We start from the raw sequence: 23,470 nt of genomic DNA on the forward strand, positions 1-23,470 counted from the left end.
GTGTTTCCCCCTTTCGGTCAGACTCTACTATCCCTATTCCCGAAACGGGTCATCTTTACTAACGACACAACAAAAACTCGCCACGGAGGCGAGTTTTTTTCGTCACACTTTATACACTTGCGCTTCGTACGGACGAAGCGTGAACGGCTCGATTGGTTCCATGTTGCCGATGACGCGTTCTGTCACGTCATACGGCAGCTCCCGCGTCACCGTCTCAGCTGAGAAGTTGCAGAGCACGAGCCACGTCTCGCCTTCGAACGTACGTGTGAAGGCGTATACCGCTTCATCGTCCGGCAGCAACAACTCATACTTCCCGTAAACGACAATCGGATGTTGTTTCCGGAGCTGAATCAATTGGCGATAGTAATGGAAGAGTGAGTCCGGATCGCGTCGTGCCGCTTCCGCGTTCACGGTCACATAGTTCGGGTTGACCCCGATCCAAGGCGTGCCGGACGTGAATCCGCCTTGCGCCTCGGCCGACCACTGGACCGGCGTCCGTGAGTTGTCGCGCCCACGTGCGTGAATGCCGCGGAAAATCTCATCATGCGTCAACAGTCCGTTCGTCGTGTAATCCCGATACGCGTTGAGCGTCTCGATATCGCGGTACTCATCGATCGAGTCGAACGCCACGTTCGTCATCCCGAACTCTTCACCTTGATAGATGTAAGGCGTCCCTTTCAACATGTGCAGGAGCGTCGCCAGCATCTTACCGGAGACGACACGGTATTCGTCCGAGTCGTTCCCGAACCGTGAGATGGCTCGCGGTTGATCATGGTTGCTCCAATAGAGACTGTTCCAGCCATCTTCCTCAAGACCTTCCTGCCAACGCGAGAAGATTGTCTTCAAATCCGTCAACTTCCAGTCCGTCGGGTTCCATTTGCCGAAACTGCCGTTGCCGACGTCGACGTGTTCGAAATGGAACACCATGTTCAACTCATCACGGTCTGTTCCCGTATATAGCTTCGCCTCATCGACGCTGACGCCAGGCATCTCACCGACCGTGATCGTATCGTATTTCGACAAGACCTCACGATTCATCTCCTGCATGAACTCATGGATGCGCGGTCCGTTGAAGAAGAACGGTGTGCCGTCCCCATAACCTGTCCCACGCGTCTCCCCGTCTGGATAGCTCGGATCTTTCGAGATCATGTTGATGACGTCCATCCGGAAACCATCGACCCCTTTATCGAGCCAGTACGTCATCAAATCGTATACTTCACGGCGCAACGTCTCTGACTCCCAGTTCAAGTCTGGTTGCTTTTTGCTGAACAGGTGCAAGTAGTATTCGTCGCTTGCCTCATCGTATTGCCACGCACTCCCTCCGAAGAAAGCACCCCAGTTCGTCGGTGGCTGACCGTTCTCGCCTTTTTTCCAAATGTAGTAGTCTCGGTACGGGCTGTCTTTTGAGGATCGCGATTCCATGAACCATTGGTGTTCGTCCGACGAATGGTTGACGACGAGGTCCATCATGATTTTGATGCCGTGACGATGCGCTTCTTCGAGCATCGCATCGAAATCGTCCATCGTTCCGAACTCATCCATGATGGCCCGGTAATCGCGGATGTCGTATCCGTTGTCGTCGTTCGGTGAATCGTACACCGGCGATAGCCAGATGACATCGATGCCGAGTTCCGCCAAATACGACATCTTCTCAGTGATTCCAGGGATGTCCCCAATCCCGTCACCGTTCGAGTCATTAAAGCTACGCGGGTAAATTTGATAGACGACCGCTTCTTTCCACCATTGTTTCATGTTTCATCCTCCTCATACGTTCTGTCGATTTCATCGTACCCGCTCGTCGCCTTGATTTCTATCCATGATATGATGAAAATATGCACGATTTTGCTATTAAGAAAGGATGATTCGATGGAAATTGGCTTTTGTGGCTATTCGTATCATACAACGACCTATACTTTTCCTTTTCCCAATCGGTTGGAGACGTATTTGATTCGCTTGCAAACAGAAGGCACGGCGCGCATCGTCGTCAATGGGAAGACGTATACGGCACGGCCTGGCGACCTGTTGCTCGTTAAACCTGGTGACGCGTACGAACTGCATGTCGATACCCCGGCAAGCGGGGATTATCATCTTTTCTGTGACGGTCTGACCCTCGATGCATGGTGGGTGGCGGTCGATCGTTCCCGCATCACGTCCATCTCGATCGACCCTCGCTTGTTGTCACTCTGGCAGCATATCACCGAAGAGGCGCGACGCCCGACGACTGAACAAAGTCCGGACTTGATTGAAACACTGATTGAAGCCTTGCTCCTCATGCTCGACCGTTCAGTCCAAGAAGTGCAAGCAAACGTGCGACCACCTGTCGTGTCACGCATGATGCGTTATATAGAAGGAAACGTTACAAGCGACTTCAAAGTGGCGGACGTCGCCGACGCGGTCGGGCTCAGTGTATCGCGGACCGTCCACTTATTTAAAGAAGTGACCGGTATGACTATTGTCGCCTATGCTCAATCGATTCGACTCCAGCTCGCCGAAGAACAGATGCAGTATACCCAACACTCTCTCGAACGGATTGCCGAGCTGTCCGGATTCCGCTCCTATCCATATTTTCATCGTATCTTTAAACGAAAATATGGCGTCGCACCAGGGGTTTATCGCACACTTCAACAAAAAAACGAAAAAAAATAAAAAAAGAGTGATCCATTTTTTGAACCGCTCCGTTAGATGGGTGTAAACAACGACAACCACTCAAAAAAAGGAGCGATTACCCATGAAGAAGAAAACAATGAACAAGATTGTAGCACCGGCACTCGCACTCGGCTTACTCGTACCATTGAATGCACAGGCAGCGGATCACGCACCGACAGCAAGCACACCAGCAGGTGACTTACGAGCCACGCTCGACCAATTACTGTCTGAGCATTACGTCTTAGCCGTCACATCGATGATGAAAGCATATGATGGAGCACCAGACGCTGAAGTCGCGATGAAGGCACTCGATCAAAACGCACTCGACATGACACCGGCCATCGCTTCAATTTATGGAGATGAGGGCGCAGCCCAGTTCGAAGACATCTTCGCTGGTCACAACGACTACTCAGCTGACTTCGTTGAAGCGGCTAAATCAGAAGACAAAGAGCTTCGTGCTGACGCTGAAGCTGAGGTCGACGAATTCGTCGAAGAGTTCTCAACATTCCTTGATGCAGCAACAGAAGGTAACTTACCGAAAGACGCTGCTGCTGACGTACTTGAGCTTCACGAAGACCAAGTTCTCTCAGTATTCGACAACTATGTCGCAGGTGACTACGAGTCGGCATACATGACGTACCGTGAAGGGTACAAGCTCATGTTCGACATCAGTAAAGCCCTCTCAGGCGCAATCGTCACACAGATGCCTGACAAATTTGAAACTGCTGCTGACACACCAGCCGTCGAGCTTCGTTCAACATTGAACAGCCTTGCTGGTGAACACTTCGCACTCGCAGCAATCGGCATGCAAAAAGGCTACGATCAAGCAGAAGACTTCGACTACGTGAGCTGGGCTGAAGATCAGAACACACTCGATTTCAAAGCAGCCATCGGTTCAGTCTACGGTGATGAAGGTGCGGCCCAATTCGAAAAAGTATGGAACGGGAACCACATCACAGCCCAAGGTGACATCGTTGCCGCTACACTCGAAGGCGATGAAGCTAAAATTGAAGAAGCACGCATGAAGCTCGACCAGTTCGCTGTCGATTTCAGCACATTCCTCGATGCAGCGACAGAAGGTAACTTGCCACAAGAAGCTGGCCAAGAAGCCATCAAACAACATGAGGCCCTCGTGCTTCAAACGTTCGATCAGTATGTAGCTGGTGACGCGGATGCCGCTTGGATGTCATTCCGTGAAGGATACGCGTTCATGTTCGGTGTTGGTGAGACACTCGGTAACGCGATCGTGACACAAATGCCTGACAAGTTCGCTGAAACAACAATGCCTGAAGAGATGCCTGAAACAGGTCTCGGTGGTGCACAAGAACAATCAATGAACACGCTCTACGCTGGCCTTGCTGTACTTGGCGGAATCTTGCTCGCCTTTGTAACGCTTCGTAACCGTAAACAATCTGTTCAATAATCAATAAGGAGGGAGCCCCATGAACAAGCGCCATTTGTTTCTGGCGCTCTCTCTCTTTTGTTTTGGCTTCTGGACGTGGACGAGCGCCCAAGAATCGTCGTCACCACCTGTAGAAGAAAAACAAATAGAGGAGAGCCCAGATTTATCGGCTGAATTCTCACTTCTACAGGAAGAGGTGAAGAAGCTCCGATTAGCCGAGGAAGAGGAAAGTGCCAAGGCCGCGACACCCGTCCAACTTCAAATCCCAACCGTTGACGTCGACACCGCGATTGAACAAGTCGGTGTGCTCGACAATGGACAGATGGGCGTCCCAAAAGACGAGAACCAAGTCGGTTGGTTCGAACCGGGCGTCAAACCCGGCAGTAAAGGCAACGCCGTCATCGCCGGACACGTCGACAGCAAGACCGGCCCCGCCGTCTTCTATGAACTCGATCAGCTGAAGACAGGCGATGCCGTGACGATTATCGACGAGACCGGTAACACGTTGCGGTTTCGTGTCACAAAGACAGAGAGTTATGACACGAGCAACGCCCCGATCGAAGCAATTTTCGGTGCTACGTCGAGTCGGCATTTGAACTTGATCACGTGTTCCGGCACCTTCGGAGACGGCGGCTATGACCAACGTTTCGTCGTCTACACCGAACTCGTCGATAGCGAGATCAAGTCGACAGTCGAACTCGACGCACCGACGAGCGTCGAACTCCGCGGGAACTTATTGACGTGGCACGCCGTCCGTGACGACGCCGTCATCGGCTATCGCGTCTACGAAATGGTCGACGGTGAAGCGACACATATCGAAAGTATCCCGTCGCACGCCCGGAAGAGCATCGAAGTCACGAACGAGCAGGCAGCGTATTACGTGACAGCGATCGATCAACTCGGGAACGAGTCGAGTCCTTCCGCACAGACGAAGTGATGATCGAAGCACCCACAGACCGCCATCTGTGGGTGCTTTTTATCAACTTGCAACTTCAAGCAAAAAAGCATCCCTCGATGAGGAATGCTTTTTCGTTTAGACGAAACACGGAATCTGCGGGTTGAACGTCTTATTGTTCTCCGTCATGATCTGTTTTTTGATTTTGCCTTCGCCGAGATAGACGATACGGTCAGCGAGCGCCTCCGCGTCCTCTTCATCGTGGGTGACGAAGATTGTCGTCGTCCCCGTCTGTTTGAGGAGGCGGCGCAAATCGTCCCGAATGCGATGTTGGAGCGACGTGTCCAAGTTGCTGAACGGCTCATCTAAGATGAGGAGCGATGGTTTCGGTGCGAGCGCACGCGCGAGCGCGACACGCTGTTGCTGACCACCACTGAGCTCATACGGATAGCGGTGACGGAACTCGGACAGGTTTACGAGCGTCAGCATCTCTTCGACACGCTCGTTCCGCTCTTTCCGGCTCAGTTTATGCAGACCGAAGCGGATGTTCTTCTCAACGGTCATATGTGGGAAGAGCGCATAGTCTTGGAACACCATCCCGACACCACGCTGTTCAGGCGGCATGAACTGGCAATCGTCGCAACAGACACAGTCGTTGACGACGACGACGCCTTGATTCGGCATCTCAAGCCCTGCGATGAGGCGTAAAATCGTACTCTTCCCAGAACCGCTGTCACCGAGAAGCGAGACGATTTCACCTTTCGTGATCGAGATCGAGAATCCTTTAATCGTCTCGGCTTGCGCACCTTTATAGCTGAAGTGTAAATCGTTGATTTGAACAAACATTAGTCGGCCTCCTTATCAAGCACCTTATGGAACACAAAGATCAACAGTCCGCTCATGAGCACGATGACGATTGAGGCGAGCGCGGCCTCATGTATCTTCTCGTCACTGACATATTTGAACGCCTGTGTGGCGAGCGTCGAAAAATTGAATGGCTGTAAAAACAGCGTCAGCGGCAATTCTTTCATAATATCGATAAAGACGAGGATGAACGCGCTCATGATCGCCCCTTTAATCATCGGGATATCGACCCGGAAGAACGTCTGTACCGTCCCCCACCCGAGCATGCGTGACGCTTCCGTGAATGACTTCCCGACTTTCTCAAATCCGCTCTCGATCGAATTATAGCCGATGGCGAGGAAGCGAATGACGTAGGCGAAGATGAGCATGATGAGCGTCGTCCTGAACACGAACGTCTGGCCCAATTCCAAGGCGAGCGCCACGTTCAGCACCCACTCATCGAGCAACAAGAACAACGTGATGACGGCGATGGCGATGGCCGCTCCCGGGATCGAATAACCGAGCGTCGTCACTTTCGAGATGACGCGTGTCATGTTCGACGGGAACAGGCGCGTGTAGTTCGCGATGATGAGCGCGAACACGAGAATGATCACGGTCGCAATGAACGCCACGCTCACCGTGTTCCAGACGAGGCGGAAAAACTCGGCCGTGAACACTTGCTCGAACGTCAATACCGTCCAAGCGACGAGTTGTACGAACGGGATGAGAAACGCGACGGCGAAGATGGTCGCCACATAGCCGAACACGGCGTAGCGGTGCCACCCGGTCAATTGTCTCGGTTTAAGCGGCTTCACTTTTGTCGTCGCATAGCTGAACTGCTTCCGCCCCCGGACGAGCCGTTCCATCGTCAAGATGGCGATAACAAGAATCATGAGCGTCCCGGCGAGTTTGAGCGCCGAGGACGTATCTTTCATCCCGAACCATGTACTGAAGATGGCCGTGCTGAACGTCTGAATCCCGAAGTATTTGACGACCCCATAGTCGTTCAATACTTCCATCAAGACGAGGCTGACCCCACCGATGATGGCGACACGCGAAATCGGGATGACGACGGTGAAGAAGATGTCCCATGAGCCGCGGCCGAGGATGCGGGCGTTCTCAATCATCGAGGACGATTGATTGTGTAGGAAGGCCCGCGTGATCGTATAAATGTATGGATACAAGAACAGCGTGAAGATGAACACCGTCCCTTGAATCGTCATGATGTTGAAGTACGTCTGGTCGACGGTGATACCGAACTCATTGCGCAGCGTCGTCTGGATGACGCCCGTATAGTTCAAGATTCCGTGATACGTGTATCCCCCGATATAAGGCGGGATAGCGAGCGGTAAGATGAGCGCCCATTTGAAGAACCGACGGAACGGAAAATCATAGACGGTGACGAACCAAGCCAAGCTCGTCCCGATGATGGTCGTCAACAATCCGGTCGCGAGCATGATGAACAGCGTATTGCGCACATAAGTCGGTAACAAGTACTCGCGGATGTGTTGCCAGTTCTCGTTGACCGGTGCGAACAGTTCGACCAAGACGACGACGCCTGGCAGGACGATGAACACCAGCGCGATAAAGCTGAGGATGGCCCATCCATTCAGTTGTCGTTTCAGCGCGTACCAGTTCATGTCGTACAACTCCCGTTCTTTCGTTCAGTCACTTCCTGTCCCATCATATCAGGTTCAACGCTCTCGTTGTACCGCTAGCGTGTCGAGAAACGCAAAAATCTTCGGCCTGAACGTTTGTTCAAGCCGAAGTCTTCTTATTTCCAGCCCGCTTCGTTGAAGAGACGGATGGCTTCTTGTTGATGTTCTCCAAGCGCCGAGAGGTTGATGTCTTGCTCTTTGAACTCACCCCATGATTGGAGGAGTTCGTTCGGTTCAACCGATTCGTTGACCGGATACTCATAGTTCGCGCTAGCGAACTGTTCTTGTGCTGACGGATCAGACATGAATTCCATGAGTTTCTTCGCGTTATCTGAGTTCTTCGATGCTTTTGTCATCGCGATTCCTGAGATGTTCACGTGTGTCCCCGTCGTGTCTTGGTTCGGGAAGAAGACGCCGAGTTGCTCAGCCACTTTCTTCTCTTCCGCGTCTTCCGAGTTCAACATGAGACCCATATAGTATGTGTTCATGATGGCGACATCACCTTCACCGGCCACGACTGCTTTCGCTTGGTCACGGTCGTTTCCTTGTGGGTCGCGTGCAAAGTTATTGACCATACCTTTCGCCCACTCTTTTGCCTGGTCGACACCGTTCACTTCGATGAACGAGGCGAGGAGCGAGATGTTGTACATGTTCTCAGACGGACGGACGAGAACTTTGCCGTTCCACTGTTCTTCTGTGAGTGCTTCATACGTTGACAAGTCTTCTGGTTTCACGCGGTCTTTCGCATAGACGATGACACGGGCCCGTTTCGTGAGACCGAACCATTCTTTGTCTGTGTCACGGTATTTCTCAGGGACGTTTGACTCAAGCACGTCGCTATCGACCGCTTGCAGATGTCCTGCTTCTTTCGCTTGATACAAGTTCCCTGCATCCGCTGTGATGAAGAGATCGGCTTCCGTGTTGTCGCCTTCTGTGTTCAAACGCTCGAGCAACTCATCGCTTTTCCCTTCGACGACGTTGACTTTCACGCCTGTCTCTTCTTCGAACTGCTTGTAAAGCTCTTTATCTACATCATAGTGACGGCTCGAGTAAACATTGACGACTTTTGACTCTTCTGCTGTCTCGTTGTCGCTTGAAGTCGTCGTTTCTTCTGTGCTGGCGCAAGCCGCAAGAAGTGATGTCGTGAGCGCAGCCGAAAGGCCAAGTGCCATGTACTTTTTGTTCATTTCATAATCCCCCACTTATTCATCTCTAATATTGGTAATGATAATTACTCTCAGTTACTATCATCACTGATAATCATTCTCACGTCAACCTTTTTTTGAAATCGTTTACAGTGTTTATGAATATATAACTTAACAGTTTTCCTGTCATCATTTCTTGACTTCAAATTGATTAGACGGCTATAGTGAAAAAGAACAAACCGTCTGGTCGGTACAGAAAGGAGGCATGACATGACAAACCGATCAATGATCACGAAACAGAAACTGTTGGATGCAGCGACGGACATCATCATGGAGCATGGTGTGCATCATCTTACTTTAGATGAAGTCGCGAAGACAGCCGGTGTTTCGAAAGGTGGTCTTTTGTATCATTATCCGTCCAAAGAAGCGTTGCTAACTGCCATCGTCGAACGGCTCCAAAACGAGCAAAATGAGTTGTACGAGTCGCTTCAAGCTGATGGCAACGGACCCGTGGAAGCGTTCGTCCGCCTATTTGATGAGACGAAACTCCATCCCGAGCGTTCACCGATTCACATTGACGCCGAGAAAATGATTGCCTTCTTGACACTGTTCGCTGTCGACCAGGAATACGCCGAACGGTGGAAGCACGACCTCGACACGTTCTTCGCAGCGTTCCAACAGACGAGCGATCCCGTCGAGACGATGATTATCCGTTATGCGCTCGAAGGCATGATGATGTCCGAGCACTTCAACGTCGGCGTCGCGCCGCCCCCCTTAAAACACGACATTATCGCTCGCTTGATCGAGCGAGCCCAGAACATCGATTCGGGTAAAACAGACTAAGCCATCAGAGGAGAAATGAACCCCATGCAGAAAATCACGTCCTTCTCCGTCAACAACAAGTTCGCCGTATGGTTGATGACGATCATCTTGACAGCCACCGGAATTTTCGCTGGTCTGACGATGAAACTAGAAACATTGCCTGATATCACGACACCGACCGTTTCGGTGACGACGATTTATCCAGGCGCCTCTCCTGAACAAGTACTCGAGGAAGTGAGCACCGTCCTCGAAGAGAGATTGAAGAACTTGAACGGCGTCGAACAAGTCCGTTCGTCTTCATTCCAAAACGCTTCAAACATTCAAATCGATTACGATTTCAGCACCGACATGGAAGAAGCAGAGCAACTCGTCAAAGACGCGCTCAGCAATGTCGAGTTGCCGGAATCCGTCCAAGACCCGCAAGTGTCGCGTCTCAGCTTTGACGCATTCCCGGTCATCGGAGCCGCCGTCTCAGACGAGAACCTCGATTTGGCCGAGTTGACGAAACTCGTCGAAGAAGAACTCCAACCGGCACTTGAAGGCGTCGAAGGCGCTCAAACCGTCCAAATCGCCGGACAAGAGATTCGTCGCGTCGAGCTCCAATTCGATCAAGACGCGCTCGCTGAATACAACTTGACGGAGGATACGGTCAAACAGTTGATTCAAGCAAACGATGCTCGCATCGCGCTCGGTCTTTATGAACTTGGTGATACGGAACAAGCCGTCGTCATCGACGGGAAGTCAGAGACGCTCGAAGCGTTCCGCGATCTCCAAATCCCGTACTCACCGGCCCAAACTACACCGACTGCTCCGGCTGCATCGGCCGCCCCAGGTGCGCCAACGGAACTTCCAACTGGCGAGACACCACAAGTTCCGACTGAAGTGCCAGGTGCCGTCCCACCTGCGAATCTGCCGACAACTGTCCCGACTGTCGCCTTGAGCGAACTCGCGACGATTGAAGACCGCGGTGTCGAGGAATCGATTTCTCGCTCGAACGGAGAACGTTCCATCGGGATTCAAGTGACGAAAACACAAGACGCGAACACGGTCGACGTCGTCAACGCCGTGAAAGATGTACTTGCCGACTTCGAAGCCGACTTTGACACGGCCAACGTCTCGGTCACGCTCGACCAAGGTCAACCGATTGAAGAATCGGTCGAGACGATGGTCTCGAAAGCGTTGCTCGGTGGCTTGTTCGCCATCTTGATCATTCTCGTGTTCCTTCGTAACTTCCGTTCGACAATCATCGCGGTCATCTCGATTCCGCTATCACTTCTCATGGCATTGATTGTCTTGAAACAGCTCGATATCACGCTCAACATCATGACGCTCGGTGCGATGACCGTTGCCATCGGACGGGTTGTCGACGATTCGATTGTCGTCATCGAGAACATTTACCGTCGCCTCACGCGTTCGAACGAGACGCTCCGCGGCAAAGAGTTGATTATTGCTGCGACGAAAGAAGTGTTCGTCCCAATCGCGTCTTCGACGATTGTCACAATCGCCGTCTTCTTACCGCTAGGCTTCGTTACTGGATTCGTTGGTGAACTGTTCTTGCCGTTCGCATTGACCGTCGTCTTCGCCTTGCTCGCGTCACTTCTCGTCGCGATCACGGTCGTTCCGATGATGGCCGACTCGTTCTTCAAGAACCGCGACAAGTTGAAACCGGAAGAAGGTCCCGGAAAGCTTGCCGAATGGTATCGCGGCGTCCTCAACTGGTCGCTCAACCATAAACTCGTCGTCTTTGGTCTCGCGACAGCACTCCTAATTGGAAGTTTCGCCCTCGTCCCAGCCATCGGCGTCAACTTCTTGAACCAAGAGTCTGAGAAGACGCTTTTCGTCACGTTCGACCCAGAACCGGGTCAAACCCTTGACGATTCAATCGCGGCAGCTGAAGTTGCCGAGACGTACTTCATGGAAGAGCAAGCGAACGCGACCGACGTTCAATTCACGGTCGGTGGTGAGAACCCGCTCAACCCTGGCAATAATAAACAAGGAATCTTCATCGTCCAGTATGATCCGGACACGGAAGACTTTGCTGACGTCAAAATCGCCGATGTCGAACGCTTGAACGAACTCGCCACAGGCGGTGAGTGGAAAGAACAAGACTTCACTGGCGGTGCCGGGACGAGCGGTGTGACGTACAACGTCTATGCCAACTCGCTCGAAGACTTAGAAGCCATCGTCCCGACGTTCATCGAGACGATTGAAGAAGAAACGGACTATGTCCGTCAAGCAACGTCAGATTTGCGTGAATCGTACGTTCAGTACACGTTCAACGTCGACCAACAAGCTGCTGCTGAGGCAGGCGTCTCGGCCGCTCAGCTCGCACAGACGATTGGTCAGTTCCAAGCGCAAGAGAGCCCGCTCTCGACGGTGACGATTGATGACAAACAACTCGACGTCGTCATCCCGACCGAACAAGTCACGTACGACAGCATTGACGAGTTGCAAGAACAAGAAGTAACGACGCCGTTCGGACCGCGTCCAATCTCGGACTTCATCGAAGCTGAGGAAGGCACGACACCAGACACGCTCGTCCAGCGCGATGGAAAACTATTAGCTCGTGTCAACGTCGAACTCAGTACAGACAAAGCGACGGAAGCTTCGGCTGCCATCGAGGAACGTGTGGCTGACATCGAGCTTCCGGCTGGCGTCTCGTATGATGTCGGTGGTGTCACTGAACAGATTGAAGAATCGTTCACCCAGCTCGGTCTCGCGATGCTCGCGGCCGTCGCCATCGTTTACTTGGTGCTCGTCATCACGTTCGGTGGTGCCGTCACGCCGTTTGTCGTCCTGTTCTCGCTCCCTTACGCGATTATCGGGGGACTTGTCGCCCTCCTCATCACAGGCGAAACGATTTCGGTATCTGCCTTGATCGGTGCGCTCATGTTGATCGGGATTGTCGTCACGAACGCCATCGTCTTGATTGACCGCGTCATTCATAAAGAAGAAGCCGGTCTCTCGACGCGTGATGCATTGCTCGAGGCAGCCGGTACGCGTCTCCGTCCGATCCTCATGACGGCGCTCGCGACGATTGGTGCCCTTGCACCGCTCGCCCTCGGCCTCGAAGGCGGCGCCTTGATCTCGAAAGGTCTCGGTGTGACCGTCATCGGCGGATTGACAAGTTCGACGCTGTTGACGCTCCTCATCGTCCCAATCGTGTATGAGTTCTTCGCACGGTTCCGTAAGAAAAAACAAGCATAATTCAAAAAGAGAGTTGACCGTGGACATTGGCCAACTCTCTTTTTTGTGTTCAATGGCATTGCATGATGATTTCGGTCTCTTCAAACCGTTTGGCTCGGAGCGCATCGGTCGGGATCAAGAAATAGAGAATCCCCGCGTCACCGAACATGACGTCGAGCTCTTCTGTCGAGTCCATTTGGAAAAGGAGGAACGGATCGCTGAAACGGTCACCGTACGTGTCTTCCACTTCTTCGAACACATCGTTTTGCACTTCGTCCGGATGTCCGCCGATCGCGTGCACCTCGCCTTCATCGAACAACTCTTCTAAGGCGATGTACTCGTCTTCAGTCATGAGATTGAATAACGTATCAACGTTCGGTGCGTAGGATTCCTCGAACGCGACGGCCCGTTCATTGAGCGCCTCGCCGATCCGGACCCGTTCAAGTGTCGTCGTTTCGGTGTAGAAAACTCGCCAAAGATGACGTTCATCCGCATCACCCCAAGGCTGTTCCTCCATATCATAAAAGAAAGAGAGCAATCCTTGTTTCGGAAGCGCCTCGACCGACTCGAAGCCTACGAAGTCGCTCAAGCGAAATTGCGCTAAAAACGTCAAGTTTTCTCCCGGATGGTCCGACACACTCGGTAAATCTGGGTAACCGCCAAATTTTGAATGTCCGATGGCCACTTCTTCTCGAGCAGTCCGTGGTACGAGCTTCAAGTTGATCCGTTTCGTGAATGCTGCCAAGACTTCGTTCCCGTCCTTAATCCCATGTGTTTGTATAAACTGCTTTACCGCTTGTAGTTCCATCTCCACACCTCGTTTATATAGGATGCTCATAGTGTATCACAGCGAACGTACGTACCCATTCTCTTTTTTGTCATCGCCTCTCTCTTGACCTAGATGATAAAGTTTGAGAGAATCCATACGTTTTGAACTTATTCGCGAAAGGGTGTCACATATGCAACGTCTTATCAAATGGGTAATCGGCCTTTCGCTCTTGTTTGGCTTGAGCGCACTCGGCAATTGGATCGTCGCGACGCTTGATTTAAAAATTCCTGGGAGCGTCATCGGCATGGTCCTCTTGTTGCTCTTATTGATGACCAAATTGATCCGTGTCGAGTGGATTGAAGACAGCGCTGGCTTTTTAACGAAGCATCTCGCCTTCTTCTTTATCCCGATCGCGGTCGGACTCATGTCGTACAGTGATTTATTAAAGGTGGAAGGCGTGCCGCTCTTTGCCGCCATGATCATCAGTCTATTCGTCGGTCTCATCGTTACCGCCCTCATCTCCGGAAGACGAGGTGAAGCATCATGACGTTATTTTGGGTGCTCGTCACCATCGGAGTCTACATGTTCAGCCGCAAACTGTCCTTTAAATGGGCGTCCCCGTTTACGAACGTCGTCTTCTTGAGTACGGCGACATTGATTGTGGTGTTGCTCTTGTCCGGACAGACGTACGAGACATATGCCCCGGCCAGAGACGCCATCACGACGCTGCTCGGACCAGCTACGGTCGCACTCGGATTGCCGCTCTATCGCAACTTGCCCATCTTGCTCGCACGTGCGAAACGGGCGCTCGGGGCCATCATGTTCGGGACGCTGTCGACGATTTTCGTTGCTGTTGGCTTAGGGACCGCGCTCAAATTGACGGATCACGTCTTGCTCGCCTTGTCCGTCAAATCAGTAACGTCACCGATTGCCTTAGAATTGGCACGGCAATTACAAGGTGACGCTGCACTCGCCGCTTCGGTCGCCGTCGCTTGCGGGATTCTCGGGGCCATGCTCGGTCCGACGATTCTCACGCGCTTCAACGTGACCGACCCGTTCACGCGTGGACTTGCGCTCGGGACGCTCAGCCACGGCATCGGAACGGCCCAAGCCGCGACGGAACATCCACTGTCAGGGGCCACGGGCGGAGCGGCGATGGGTCTGTCTGCCATCTTCACATCATTCATGTTACCGTTTCTACTTCCTCTTCTGTTTTGATTTGGGAAGAACTCGGGCACGGAGAGGCCTTCGCGCCTCTCTTTTTATTTTCAAACAATTTCGATACTTTTCAAAACGGCTCTCATGCTACACTAATTGAGAACAGATTGATCAGAGGAGGTAGACCATGCAATCGAAATTGATTGAACGTTTAATCACGTATGCAAAAATTGATACACAGTCCGACTTCACGAGTGAGACGACACCGTCGACGGCGAAACAATGGGACTTGATTCGCCACCTCGAGGCCGAATTGAAAGCACTCGGTCTAGAAGATGTTGAAACCGACGAATACGGCTACTTGTTCGCGACCTTACCGAGCAACGTCGACCACGATGTGCCGACGATCGGGCTTCTCGCCCACGTCGATACGGCGACCGACTTCACCGGTACGAACGTCAACCCGCAACTCGTCGAGCATTACGAAGGCGGCGAGATCGTCTTGAACGAGGCGCTCGGTGTCATCCTATCGCCGCGCGACTTCCCGGAGCTCGACGGCTACGTCGGACATACGCTCATCACGACAGACGGGACGACGCTACTCGGTGCCGATGATAAAGCCGGCATGGCCGAGATTGTCACCGCGGTCGAATACTTATTGGCCCATCCGGAGATCCCGCACGGACCGGTCCGCATCGCCTTCACACCGGACGAAGAGATCGGACGCGGCCCGCACAAGTTCGACGTCGCCCGCTTCAACGCCGACTTCGCCTATACGATGGACGGTGGTCCGCTCGGTGAACTCCAATATGAGAGCTTCAACGCCGCCGGTGCCACGGTCACGTTCCACGGAACGAACGTCCACCCGGGCAGTGCTAAAAACAAGATGGTCAACTCGATGAAATTGGCGATGGCGTTCCACAACCGCCTTCCGGCCGATGAGGCACCAGAGCATACGAGCGACTATGAAGGCTTCTTTCATTTGAACGGTTTCTCTGGCGACGTGGAGACGACGACATTGCAATACATCATCCGCGACCATGACCGGGAGAAGTTCGAGGCGCGCAAAGCGTTGCTCGAAAAGCTCGTCGTCGAATGGAAACAGAAATACGGTGAAGCGCGTGTCGACTTGAAAATGGACGATCAATACTACAACATGGCCGAGAAAATCGAGCCCGTGAAACACATCGTCGACACTGTCGCCGACGTCATGCGCGAACTCGGGATTGAACCGAAAATCGAACCGATTCGCGGCGGGACGGACGGTTCGCAACTATCGTATATGGGCCTCCCGACCCCGAACATCTTCACGGGCGGCGAGAACTATCACGGCAAGTTCGAATACGTCTCTGTCAACAACATGGAAAAAGCGACCCACGTCATCATCCAGACGCTCCGCACGTTCGCTGAACGCGCGCGAGCATAATCTATGCGCCTCCAATCGTTCTCTTCTAGAATAGAGACATTGGAGGCGATTTTTTATGAAGCATACGTTTCAAATGAACCTCGACTGGACCGGCGGACGTAACGACGTCGGAACGATCGAGGCCGAACGGTTGAAGACACAAATCTCGATCCCCCCGGAAATGGATGGGCCGGGCATCGGGACGAACCCCGATGAGATGTTGCTCGGTGCTGCGGCGACGTGCTATATCATCACGCTCGCGGCCATGCTCGGTCGAAGCGAACTGCCACACCAAGGCATCACCATCGACGCCGAAGGCATCGTCGACGTGACGAACGGTGTCTTCACCTACGAGACGATTCGCTACGCGACAAACATCAACGTGCCACAGACGGCGACAGACCGTGACATCACGCTCGTCGAACGGATCGCCAAAAAAGCGAAGGACGGCTGTATGATTTCGCGCGCCTTGGCCGGCAACGTCACGTTCGAGCTCGACACGACGGTCACCCGCGTCGACTGACGATGATCCGTTTCGAACGACCGTTGATGGAAGGCACGATCGTCAAGCGGCGCAACCGCTTCATCATGGATGTCTTGCTCGACGATGAAATCGTCGCGTGTCACTGTCCGGTCACGGGGCGAATCGGCGACCTCGTCTTTGACGGTGTGCCATGTCTCGTCTCAGAGGCACCGATTTCCACACGCCGGACTCGGTTCACGGTCGAGGCGATCTCAGTGGACACGGACAATCAATGGATCGGGATTCATCAAGGACAAGTCAACGACCATGTCGCCCATCTATTGTCCTCGACACAACTCGACGTCTTCCCGTCTGCCCAACACGTGGAGCGTGAAGTCCTCATCGACTCGTCACGCCTCGACTTCAACGTCGATGGCGTGTACATGGAAGTGAAGACCCCGCTCGCCGAACTGTTCGTGACGCCGATGCCTCATGTTTCACGAGACGCGGTCAAGGCGCCCGTCGAGACGAAACGATTCCTCCGCCACTTGGAGGCGCTCATCTCGACCTTGCCGGAAACCGGTCGGGCCGTGCTGTTATACGTCTTCTTGTACGACGCGCCCGTCTTCACCGGTCATCCGAACCGAAGACACGACACCTTGATTCGCCAACGGCTTCGCGACGCGACCGTGGATGGACTGGAAGTGTGGCAATTGAACTGTCGTTTCACGGCAGAAGGCATCGTCCCGCTCCGTTGCGTTGAGACAACACCTCACTTCAATTGAAAAAGCCATCGTTGATGGCTTTTTCACTGTAATAACAATGGGGTCACGTACGCCTCGATGACAGCGGAGATCGCAAGGAGCGGAACCGCAATCAACACGAACGTCTTCACCCCAGCGAGAAACAGCGCCTTGAATGTGACGTCCGTCTCTTTCCCGCGCAGCTTCTTCCACACATGACGGTTAAGCGATAACCCCATCGCCGCTCCGAGTAAGATGGCCGAGATCTCGGTGATCCCGTGCGGCAAGATGCCGAGCACGATGACCCGAATCACAGATTCGCCAGCGAACCCGACGAGCATGGCGACCAGGCCGATGACCGCGGCGTTGATGACGACGAACACGTATGGAATGAAGAGTGGGATCAACCCGAATAGAAATGCAAACAGCGTGACACGGGTATTGTTCACGAACAAGGCGATCATCGTCTCGCGCGCGCTCGAATCGAACGTCAATCCCCTCGATTCAAACGTATCCCCGAGCTGGGCTAAAATCTCGTCTATTTGATTAGGTGCGATGACCGATCGAAACAAGAAGTACGATCCGATGCCCGTGATGATGAATAGCATCCACAGGCGCAGAAAGTCTTTCCGATAATAGTTCGACCATGCCTCGCGAATGGATAGCGATGTTTTCATTTGAATTCCCCCTTACCAAGCTATACGAATCTCGTCAACGTTTGTTTCATTTTCCCCACAACTGCGCGTTTTCAAAAAACGTGATACAATACACGTCGTAAACAAATCAGAAAAACGAGGGATCCTATACATGATTACAGTAAATAACGTAAGTCTCCAATTCGGTGGCCGCAAGTTGTTCGAAGACGTGAACATCAAGTTCACACCAGGCAACTGTTACGGCTTGATCGGCGCAAACGGCGCCGGGAAGTCAACATTCTTAAAAATTCTTGCCGGTGAGCAAGACACGACAACAGGTGACGTCAGCTTCTCGCCTGGCGAACGCCTCGCCGTCCTCAAACAGGACCATTACGCGTACGAAGACCAAGCGGTACTCGAGACGGTCATCATGGGCCACGAGCGTTTATATCAAGTCATGAAAGAGAAAGACGCCATCTATATGAAGGAAGATTTCTCTGACGAAGATGGTATGCGCGCGGCTGAACTCGAAGGCGAATTCGCCGAGATGAACGGTTGGGAAGCCGAATCAGAAGCAGCCATGGTCCTTCAAGGACTCGGCATCACGGACGCGTCACACCACAAGCTCATGAGCGAGCTCACAGGTGGCGAGAAAGTCAAAGTCCTCCTTGCTCAAGCATTGTTTGGCAAACCTGACATTCTTCTCCTCGATGAGCCGACGAACGGTCTTGACCTCAAGGCGATTCAATGGCTCGAAGAGTTCTTGATCAACTTTGAGAACACCGTCATCGTCGTATCCCATGACCGTCACTTCTTGAACAAAGTGTGTACGCACATGGCCGACCTCGACTTCGGGAAGATTCAATTGTACGTCGGTAACTACGACTTCTGGTACGAGTCGAGCCAACTCGCTTCACGTATGGCCAACGACCAGAACAAGAAAAAAGAAGAGAAAATCAAAGAACTTCAAAACTTCATCGCCCGCTTCAGCTCGAACGCCTCGAAGGCGCGTCAAGCGACGTCGCGTAAGAAGTTGCTCGATAAAATCACGCTCGACGATATCCGTCCGTCGTCACGCCGTTATCCGTTCGTCGGCTTCTCGATGGAGCGCGAAATCGGGAATGACGTACTCTACGTCGACAACGTCTCGAAAACAATCGATGGCGTCAAAGTACTCGACAACGTCACGTTCTCACTGAACAAGACAGACAAAGTCGCATTCGTCGGCCGTTCGGACGTCGCCATCACGACACTCTTCAAAATCATCATGGGTGAGATGGAGCCTGACACAGGTACAATCAAATGGGGCGTCACGACGACACAGTCTTACTTCCCGAAAGACAACTCAGAATACTTCGAAGGCTCGGATAAGAGCATCTTGGATTGGTTACGCCAGTTCTCACCAGCAGACGAGTCGGATACGTTCCTTCGCGGCTTCCTCGGTCGTATGCTCTTCTCAGGCGAAGAAGTCATGAAGAAAGCGTCTGTCCTCTCAGGGGGCGAGAAAGTGCGTTGCATGCTCTCGAAAATGATGCTTTCGAACTCGAACGTCCTCGTCCTCGACGATCCGACAAACCACTTGGACCTCGAGTCAATCACGGCGCTCAACAACGGCCTCGAGACGTTCAAAGGCGTACTCCTCTTCAGCTCGCATGACCATCAGCTCATCTCGACGATCGCTACGCGCATCATCGAAGTGACGCCGAACGGGATCGTCGACAAAGAAGCGACGTACGACGAGTTCCTCGAGAACGAATCGCTCCAACAACAAGTCGAATCACTTTATCAGAACGCATAAGAAAAATCGATCGGCCGCGGCCGATCGATTTTTTATTTGACCTCGACGGTTTCCATGATGTGTTCATGGATGTCGTGTCCTTTTGTCACATGGACTTGAACGTTGTACGTACCGGTCTCAGGGAACGTATGCTCACCTTCATAGCTTCCGCCTTCCGTTTCATCAAGCTTCACCCAGTCGTGCTTGTCCGCTCCGTCTTTGAACACTTCGAGTTGGACGTCCGCACCCGTCAACGCCTCATGCTCAATTTCGACGTTGACTGTGAACGGTTGGACTTCATTGGCGACAGCTTGAGTCGGATCAAGGACAATGTCTGCTCCCGCGTGGTTGTGATGGTCTTGCTCAGCTTCAGTCTCAGCCTCGGCCGCCGTCTCCGGATGGCCGACCGTAACGTTAGTCGTCGGCATCGTATGCATCGAACGGGCCGTCACATGGACTTGCACCGTGTAAACTGCTTCTTCGACAAACGTCGTCTCCGCCTCGTAGACTCCATCTTCTGTGAGCGACGCTTTCGTCATCTCACTCTCTTCCTTGGCGCCATTTTTCCAGACCTCGAACTTAATCTCGTCGGCATCATCGACCGCTTCACCGTCTTGTGTGACGCGAACCGCCAACGTGACCGTCTCGTCTTTGTCCGCCGTGGCCGGAACGTTTAATTCTGCTTCTACCGGTTCCATCGACTGCACCGTCTCCGTGCCACTGACCGTTTCATCGGCTCCGCACGCCCCAAGGACGAACAGACCGACGAGACCAAATGCCACCCCGAACCGTTTCATTGATTTACTCATGTTGAATCCCCCTATTCAATCGCTTACATTCTTCACACATTGTTCATGATAGCACCCTTTTTTAGGAAATGTGTGAGGATTGTGTGATATTTGACACGTTGGTCACTCATAAATCGAACACAAATATTGAGAGTCATTATCCAAAAATTCCTTTCCCTATTTTTAGGGTTAGACGATGTTTACCACTAAAAGGGGGTATATAAAATATATACACAGCTCAATATATGGAAAGCCTTAACATCAAGATACATACACCCAAGAATGGAGGCGAAACCAAAATGAAGAGCAAGTTTGTACGTGTGTTGATGGCCTTGTTGATCATGTTGGCACCGTTAGTCGCTTATCCAAAATCGGCTGACGCCGCCGCTTCGAAATTCATCACGAGCGTGAATACGACGAGTAAAGTTGTCGCGTTGACGTTCGATGACGGGGCGGATGGTGCGAATACGAATAAGATTTTGGACATACTTGCCAAGAACAACGTCAAAGCCACTTTCTTTTTGACTGGATCAGGCGCCAATAACCATCCTCAATACATTAAAAACATCGCAGCTAAAGGTCACCAACTCGGTAACCATTCGTATACCCATCCAGACTTCACAAAGTTGACCGCCACGCAAATGAAATCAGAACTTGATCGGACGGAAGCGCTCATTAAATCGCTTACTGGCAAAACGACAAAACCAATCTTCCGGGCACCGTTCGGCGCCGTCAATAGCGCCGTGTTGAGCGGAGTCGGCGCTGCCGGCTACGGTTATACGATTCAATGGAACATCGATACCGTGGACTGGAAAGGAGTCACTGCTAGCCAAATCAATACGAAAGTACAGGCGAACATCAAACCAGGCTCAATCGTCTTGATGCACACCGGTGCCGGCGCTCCAGGTACACCACTCGCCTTGCCGACGATGATTGCCCAGTTGAAAGCGAAAGGCTACAAGTTCGTCACCGTCTCGCAATTGCTCGCTTACCAAAACACATCTACTAGCAAAACGTATACCGTCAAATCAGGCGATACCCTTTATAGCATCGCCCGAGCTTACAACGTCACAGTCGCTGCGCTCGCTGCGGCCAACAAAATTACAAACTACAGTCTCATCTATGTCGGACAAGTGCTCGTCATCCCGGGTACCACTGTAACTCCTCCACCTACGACGACCGTCAAGTATACGGTTAAATCGGGTGACACGCTCTATAAGATCGCCACTTTGTACAAAACGACCGTCGCTAAGATTGCAGCCGCCAACAATATTACGAACGTCAGCTTGATTAGCGTCGGGCAAGTGCTTACAATCCCACGCTAACCAAAAAAGTGTCCTCCGCTTTTCGGGGGACACTTTTTTATGCGCCAAGACACTCATCGACCATCGCGATTGCGACGTTCGCGTCATCAATTCCATGGACGAGCACACGACCGTCTTTAAATAAAAGCATCCGATGATTCCGCCATCGCCATTCTAATGTGAACGGTGTCTGTTTCACAGCGATGTCCGCACGCTCGAGTTGATGTGCGATTGGTTCAAGCCCTTCGATGGACCGACGGACTTGGACGACGTCACGCCCACAGAGGAGTGCTGTCTGTTGCCGATTCGGGACGAGGCTCGGATAGTCGTGAATTTGACAAGAAGGACAAGACACATCGACGAGACGTGCGACATCTAGTCGCTGTGACTGGTTTTCCCACATATCTTCAATCAAGAGTCGACGTTCCATCTTTTCATGACGCCCCGTCAAATATTTCAATGCCTCAACGGCTTGACGACTTGCCACATGTTGAACGATTGGCGCTACCACCCCCGCTGTCGCGCACGTTTGCCCGGCTAGCGGCAAATGACGCATGAGACAACGAAGACACGGCGCTTCTCCCGGCATCACTGTGTAGTTCATGCCGTATGCCCCGACGCAAGAGGCAAACAAGAACGGAATGCCACGCTCGAGTGCGAAATCGTTCAATAGAAGACGCGTCTCGACGTTATCGGTTGCGTCCAAGATGAGATCAACGGACGGCAAAGGCCGAAGCCAATCCCACGAGACATCGGCGATTTGAGCGTCCAACTCAACGTCTGAGTTGATGGCCCGCAGGCGTTCGAGCGCTGCGACCGCTTTCGGCGTCTCGGAACGTGCGTCCTGTTCCGTATAGAGCGTCTGTCGTTGTAAGTTCGTCACCTCGACGTAGTCGCGGTCGACGAGGATGAGCGAGACGCCGGCCCGAACAAGTTGATCGCTAACGGCCGCCCCGAGCGCGCCGAGACCGACGACGAGCACGCGTTTCTCCATCAGACGTTCTTGGCCCTCCACCCCGATGCCGTGGAACCGGGCCTGCCGCGCGTAACGTTCTGGGACAGGTGTCATCGGATGTAGTCCCCTGACTTCCCGCCTTGTTTCTCGAGCAAGTATGTCGGTCCGATGACGATGCCTTTATCGACTGCTTTCGTCATATCGTACACGGTCAAGGCAGCGACCATTGCTGCCGTCAACGCCTCCATCTCGACACCGGTATCGCCTTTCGTCTTCACAAACGACTCGATGATGAGCTGTGTCCCGTCCCATTCGAACGTCAAATCGACTTTTTTCAAGGCGAGCGGATGACACATCGGAATGATGCGGCTCGTCTCTTTGGCGGCCATGATGCCAGCCACTTGAGCGACAGCGAGTACATCCCCTTTTGCAAGACCCCCATCCGTGATGAGTTGTTTGAGTTCACCGCTCAGTTCAACTGATGTACGGGCCCGAGTAGTACGTGTCGTTTCCGGTTTATCCGAGACATCGACCATCCGCGTCCGGCCTCATACCATTCCGCATCGAGTTGTTTGAGACCGAGACGAATCGTTTGGTAGATGAGTGGGAACGCGGCCAAGGCGGACGCGATGACGTTCGCCTGTTTGGTGAACAAGATAGTAATCGGCAACAATCCGCCGATCCCGTTGTTCCCAAGGACAATCAAGGCGTATAGTCCGATGACTGTCGGCGGCAAGATGAGCGGCAGTAAAAACACCGTCTCCAGCAGCCGCTTTCCTTTGAATTGACGGTGATGCATGAAATAGGCCGCTCCGAAGGCGAGGACGAAGGCGCTCACCGTCGCCATCATCCCGACTTCGAATGTGAGTTAAAGTG

General features: G+C 52.7%; 22 protein-coding genes. 12 read left to right on the plus strand and 10 right to left on the minus strand.

Going from position 1 to position 23,470, the window contains the following annotated elements:
• Positions 1-102: 102 nt before the first annotated feature.
• A complete protein-coding gene (locus tag KNP82_RS09790; RefSeq protein ID WP_131471653.1) occupies positions 103-1,752 on the minus strand; it encodes a glycoside hydrolase family 13 protein in 1,650 nt (549 codons plus the stop codon).
• Between the two features lie 114 nt (positions 1,753-1,866).
• Here KNP82_RS09790 and KNP82_RS09795 point away from each other — a divergent pair, with 114 nt between their 5' ends.
• From KNP82_RS09795 to KNP82_RS09805, 3 genes are all read left to right on the plus strand, one after another.
• Positions 1,867-2,646, plus strand: a complete 780-nt coding sequence (locus KNP82_RS09795; protein WP_035385701.1) for a helix-turn-helix domain-containing protein — start codon at positions 1,867-1,869, stop codon at positions 2,644-2,646.
• Between the two features lie 82 nt (positions 2,647-2,728).
• Positions 2,729-4,069: a globin family protein gene (locus tag KNP82_RS09800; protein ID WP_214756408.1), complete on the plus strand. Its 1,341-nt coding sequence runs from the start codon at positions 2,729-2,731 to the stop codon at positions 4,067-4,069.
• 19 nt (positions 4,070-4,088) lie between these two features.
• On the plus strand, positions 4,089-4,985 hold the full coding sequence (locus tag KNP82_RS09805) for a class F sortase (RefSeq protein ID WP_214756409.1): 897 nt from the start codon (positions 4,089-4,091) through the stop codon (positions 4,983-4,985).
• Between the two features lie 96 nt (positions 4,986-5,081).
• Here the strand turns inward: KNP82_RS09805 and KNP82_RS09810 are convergent, their stop codons facing one another.
• From KNP82_RS09810 to KNP82_RS09820, 3 genes are all read right to left on the minus strand, one after another.
• Positions 5,082-5,789, minus strand: a complete 708-nt coding sequence (locus KNP82_RS09810; RefSeq protein WP_021068048.1) for an ABC transporter ATP-binding protein — start codon at positions 5,787-5,789, stop codon at positions 5,082-5,084.
• Complete coding sequence (locus KNP82_RS09815; RefSeq protein ID WP_214827735.1) at positions 5,789-7,426, minus strand: ABC transporter permease; 1,638 nt, start codon at positions 7,424-7,426, stop codon at positions 5,789-5,791. The genes KNP82_RS09810 and KNP82_RS09815 overlap by 1 nt, the downstream gene beginning before the upstream one ends.
• 134 nt (positions 7,427-7,560) lie before the next feature.
• The gene (locus KNP82_RS09820) at positions 7,561-8,631 is read right to left on the minus strand and encodes a Fe(3+) ABC transporter substrate-binding protein (protein ID WP_021068046.1); all 1,071 of its coding nucleotides are present in this window, start codon (positions 8,629-8,631) and stop codon (positions 7,561-7,563) included.
• A gap of 228 nt (positions 8,632-8,859) precedes the next feature.
• Here KNP82_RS09820 and KNP82_RS09825 point away from each other — a divergent pair, with 228 nt between their 5' ends.
• Together KNP82_RS09825 and KNP82_RS09830 are read left to right on the plus strand one after the other, a co-directional pair.
• Positions 8,860-9,432 (plus strand): TetR/AcrR family transcriptional regulator, encoded by a 573-nt coding sequence (locus KNP82_RS09825; RefSeq protein ID WP_214827738.1) that lies wholly within the window; start codon positions 8,860-8,862, stop codon positions 9,430-9,432.
• Between the two features lie 24 nt (positions 9,433-9,456).
• On the plus strand, positions 9,457-12,618 hold the full coding sequence (locus KNP82_RS09830; protein ID WP_214827752.1) for an efflux RND transporter permease subunit: 3,162 nt from the start codon (positions 9,457-9,459) through the stop codon (positions 12,616-12,618).
• Positions 12,619-12,667: 49 nt separating this feature from the next.
• Here KNP82_RS09830 and KNP82_RS09835 read toward each other — a convergent pair whose 3' ends face one another.
• Positions 12,668-13,405 (minus strand): YwqG family protein, encoded by a 738-nt coding sequence (locus KNP82_RS09835; RefSeq protein WP_214715151.1) that lies wholly within the window; start codon positions 13,403-13,405, stop codon positions 12,668-12,670.
• 151 nt (positions 13,406-13,556) lie between these two features.
• On the opposite strand from KNP82_RS09835, the gene KNP82_RS09840 reads away from it, so the two are divergent.
• The 5 genes from KNP82_RS09840 (at position 13,557) to KNP82_RS09860 (ending at position 17,177) form a co-directional block, all read left to right on the plus strand.
• Positions 13,557-13,913 (plus strand): CidA/LrgA family protein, encoded by a 357-nt coding sequence (locus tag KNP82_RS09840; RefSeq protein ID WP_214715153.1) that lies wholly within the window; start codon positions 13,557-13,559, stop codon positions 13,911-13,913.
• Positions 13,910-14,584: an LrgB family protein gene (locus tag KNP82_RS09845; protein WP_214756414.1), complete on the plus strand. Its 675-nt coding sequence runs from the start codon at positions 13,910-13,912 to the stop codon at positions 14,582-14,584. The genes KNP82_RS09840 and KNP82_RS09845 overlap by 4 nt, the downstream gene beginning before the upstream one ends.
• Positions 14,585-14,711: 127 nt before the next feature.
• Positions 14,712-15,950, plus strand: a complete 1,239-nt coding sequence (pepT, locus tag KNP82_RS09850) for a peptidase T (RefSeq protein ID WP_214827754.1) — start codon at positions 14,712-14,714, stop codon at positions 15,948-15,950.
• 55 nt (positions 15,951-16,005) lie between these two features.
• On the plus strand, positions 16,006-16,452 hold the full coding sequence (locus KNP82_RS09855) for an SACOL1771 family peroxiredoxin (protein WP_214827757.1): 447 nt from the start codon (positions 16,006-16,008) through the stop codon (positions 16,450-16,452).
• A 2-nt stretch (positions 16,453-16,454) separates the two neighbouring features.
• Positions 16,455-17,177: a DNA/RNA nuclease SfsA gene (locus KNP82_RS09860; protein WP_214756417.1), complete on the plus strand. Its 723-nt coding sequence runs from the start codon at positions 16,455-16,457 to the stop codon at positions 17,175-17,177.
• Between the two features lie 23 nt (positions 17,178-17,200).
• On the opposite strand, the gene KNP82_RS09865 is transcribed toward KNP82_RS09860, so the two are convergent.
• Entirely contained in the window at positions 17,201-17,812 is a 612-nt protein-coding gene (locus tag KNP82_RS09865) for a stage II sporulation protein M (protein ID WP_214756418.1), read from the minus strand.
• A 130-nt stretch (positions 17,813-17,942) separates the two neighbouring features.
• Between KNP82_RS09865 and KNP82_RS09870 the strand changes: the two genes are divergently transcribed.
• Positions 17,943-19,568 (plus strand): ABC-F family ATP-binding cassette domain-containing protein, encoded by a 1,626-nt coding sequence (locus tag KNP82_RS09870; protein WP_021068037.1) that lies wholly within the window; start codon positions 17,943-17,945, stop codon positions 19,566-19,568.
• 32 nt (positions 19,569-19,600) lie between these two features.
• On the opposite strand, the gene KNP82_RS09875 is transcribed toward KNP82_RS09870, so the two are convergent.
• Positions 19,601-20,356: a FixH family protein gene (locus KNP82_RS09875; RefSeq protein ID WP_214827760.1), complete on the minus strand. Its 756-nt coding sequence runs from the start codon at positions 20,354-20,356 to the stop codon at positions 19,601-19,603.
• A 278-nt stretch (positions 20,357-20,634) separates the two neighbouring features.
• Here KNP82_RS09875 and KNP82_RS09880 point away from each other — a divergent pair, with 278 nt between their 5' ends.
• On the plus strand, positions 20,635-21,660 hold the full coding sequence (locus KNP82_RS09880; RefSeq protein ID WP_029596321.1) for a polysaccharide deacetylase family protein: 1,026 nt from the start codon (positions 20,635-20,637) through the stop codon (positions 21,658-21,660).
• A gap of 37 nt (positions 21,661-21,697) precedes the next feature.
• On the opposite strand, the gene KNP82_RS09885 is transcribed toward KNP82_RS09880, so the two are convergent.
• From KNP82_RS09885 to KNP82_RS09895, 3 genes are read right to left on the minus strand one after another with little or no spacing between them, the layout of a single operon-like run.
• Entirely contained in the window at positions 21,698-22,708 is a 1,011-nt protein-coding gene (locus tag KNP82_RS09885) for a ThiF family adenylyltransferase (protein WP_029596322.1), read from the minus strand.
• Positions 22,705-23,130, minus strand: a complete 426-nt coding sequence (gene moaC, locus KNP82_RS09890) for a cyclic pyranopterin monophosphate synthase MoaC (protein WP_029596323.1) — start codon at positions 23,128-23,130, stop codon at positions 22,705-22,707. The genes KNP82_RS09885 and moaC overlap by 4 nt, the downstream gene beginning before the upstream one ends.
• Positions 23,064-23,441: an ABC transporter permease subunit gene (locus KNP82_RS09895; RefSeq protein ID WP_251128706.1), complete on the minus strand. Its 378-nt coding sequence runs from the start codon at positions 23,439-23,441 to the stop codon at positions 23,064-23,066. Before KNP82_RS09895 ends, moaC begins: the two co-directional genes overlap by 67 nt.
• Between the last annotated feature and the right edge of the window lie 29 nt (positions 23,442-23,470).

The sequence above is a fragment of the Exiguobacterium sp. s26 genome (genome assembly GCF_018618235.1).
Classification (GTDB): domain Bacteria; phylum Bacillota; class Bacilli; order Exiguobacteriales; family Exiguobacteriaceae; genus Exiguobacterium; species Exiguobacterium chiriqhucha.

What these genes read in the sequence shown, in the direction of transcription:
- KNP82_RS09790 (WP_131471653.1), bottom strand. Translation starts at nt 1,752, where the DNA reads ATGAAACAATGGTGGAAAGAAGCGGTCGTCTATCAAATTTACCCGCGT.
- KNP82_RS09795 (WP_035385701.1), top strand. Translation starts at nt 1,867, where the DNA reads ATGGAAATTGGCTTTTGTGGCTATTCGTATCATACAACGACCTATACT.
- KNP82_RS09800 (WP_214756408.1), top strand. Translation starts at nt 2,729, where the DNA reads ATGAAGAAGAAAACAATGAACAAGATTGTAGCACCGGCACTCGCACTC.
- KNP82_RS09805 (WP_214756409.1), top strand. Translation starts at nt 4,089, where the DNA reads ATGAACAAGCGCCATTTGTTTCTGGCGCTCTCTCTCTTTTGTTTTGGC.
- KNP82_RS09810 (WP_021068048.1), bottom strand. Translation starts at nt 5,789, where the DNA reads ATGTTTGTTCAAATCAACGATTTACACTTCAGCTATAAAGGTGCGCAA.
- KNP82_RS09815 (WP_214827735.1), bottom strand. Translation starts at nt 7,426, where the DNA reads ATGAACTGGTACGCGCTGAAACGACAACTGAATGGATGGGCCATCCTC.
- KNP82_RS09820 (WP_021068046.1), bottom strand. Translation starts at nt 8,631, where the DNA reads ATGAACAAAAAGTACATGGCACTTGGCCTTTCGGCTGCGCTCACGACA.
- KNP82_RS09825 (WP_214827738.1), top strand. Translation starts at nt 8,860, where the DNA reads ATGACAAACCGATCAATGATCACGAAACAGAAACTGTTGGATGCAGCG.
- KNP82_RS09830 (WP_214827752.1), top strand. Translation starts at nt 9,457, where the DNA reads ATGCAGAAAATCACGTCCTTCTCCGTCAACAACAAGTTCGCCGTATGG.
- KNP82_RS09835 (WP_214715151.1), bottom strand. Translation starts at nt 13,405, where the DNA reads ATGGAACTACAAGCGGTAAAGCAGTTTATACAAACACATGGGATTAAG.
- KNP82_RS09840 (WP_214715153.1), top strand. Translation starts at nt 13,557, where the DNA reads ATGCAACGTCTTATCAAATGGGTAATCGGCCTTTCGCTCTTGTTTGGC.
- KNP82_RS09845 (WP_214756414.1), top strand. Translation starts at nt 13,910, where the DNA reads ATGACGTTATTTTGGGTGCTCGTCACCATCGGAGTCTACATGTTCAGC.
- pepT (WP_214827754.1), top strand. Translation starts at nt 14,712, where the DNA reads ATGCAATCGAAATTGATTGAACGTTTAATCACGTATGCAAAAATTGAT.
- KNP82_RS09855 (WP_214827757.1), top strand. Translation starts at nt 16,006, where the DNA reads ATGAAGCATACGTTTCAAATGAACCTCGACTGGACCGGCGGACGTAAC.
- KNP82_RS09860 (WP_214756417.1), top strand. Translation starts at nt 16,455, where the DNA reads ATGATCCGTTTCGAACGACCGTTGATGGAAGGCACGATCGTCAAGCGG.
- KNP82_RS09865 (WP_214756418.1), bottom strand. Translation starts at nt 17,812, where the DNA reads ATGAAAACATCGCTATCCATTCGCGAGGCATGGTCGAACTATTATCGG.
- KNP82_RS09870 (WP_021068037.1), top strand. Translation starts at nt 17,943, where the DNA reads ATGATTACAGTAAATAACGTAAGTCTCCAATTCGGTGGCCGCAAGTTG.
- KNP82_RS09875 (WP_214827760.1), bottom strand. Translation starts at nt 20,356, where the DNA reads ATGAGTAAATCAATGAAACGGTTCGGGGTGGCATTTGGTCTCGTCGGT.
- KNP82_RS09880 (WP_029596321.1), top strand. Translation starts at nt 20,635, where the DNA reads ATGAAGAGCAAGTTTGTACGTGTGTTGATGGCCTTGTTGATCATGTTG.
- KNP82_RS09885 (WP_029596322.1), bottom strand. Translation starts at nt 22,708, where the DNA reads ATGACACCTGTCCCAGAACGTTACGCGCGGCAGGCCCGGTTCCACGGC.
- moaC (WP_029596323.1), bottom strand. Translation starts at nt 23,130, where the DNA reads ATGGTCGATGTCTCGGATAAACCGGAAACGACACGTACTACTCGGGCC.
- KNP82_RS09895 (WP_251128706.1), bottom strand. Translation starts at nt 23,441, where the DNA reads ATGGCGACGGTGAGCGCCTTCGTCCTCGCCTTCGGAGCGGCCTATTTC.